Raw genomic sequence first — 421 nt, 5'->3', positions numbered from 1 at the left:
TTAATTGAATAACAACGCATCTCATAGAGATGGGGATTGTTGTTATTCGTCAGCTTTCCAAATTGTTAAAGAGCAAATCACCTCAATGAGGTAACCATTTTTAAAAGCACTCAGGTAAGTACGCTTAAAGATGGTATCCCGTAGGGGAGTCGAACCCCTGTTACCGCCGTGAAAGGGCGGTGTCCTAGGCCTCTAGACGAACGGGACACTGAATTTCCAGACGGAAATTGGTGGAGCTAATCGGGATCGAACCGATGACCTCTTCGCTGCCAGCGAAGCGCTCTCCCAGCTGAGCTATAGCCCCATCAAAGCTCTAATAAAGACATATCAATCTGTGTGAACACTCATCGCAATAATCATCGTATAAGGAGGTGATCCAGCCCCAGGTTCCCCTAGGGCTACCTTGTTACGACTTCACCCC

The 421-nt window shown here is 47.5% G+C and carries 2 tRNA genes and 1 rRNA gene; all 3 read right to left on the bottom strand.

Going from position 1 to position 421, the window contains the following annotated elements:
* Positions 1–131: 131 nt before the first annotated feature.
* Positions 132–207 (bottom strand) — tRNA-Glu (locus tag AC5O63_RS22450).
* A gap of 21 nt (positions 208–228) precedes the next feature.
* Positions 229–304, bottom strand: a tRNA-Ala gene (locus AC5O63_RS22445).
* Positions 305–364: 60 nt separating this feature from the next.
* Positions 365–421 (bottom strand): 16S ribosomal RNA (locus tag AC5O63_RS22440); the annotation flags it as partial.

This window comes from Vibrio sp. SCP2, assembly GCF_059295395.1.
The sequence above is the reverse complement of the archived record's forward strand: the minus strand, read 5'-3'. Positions and strand labels throughout refer to the sequence as shown.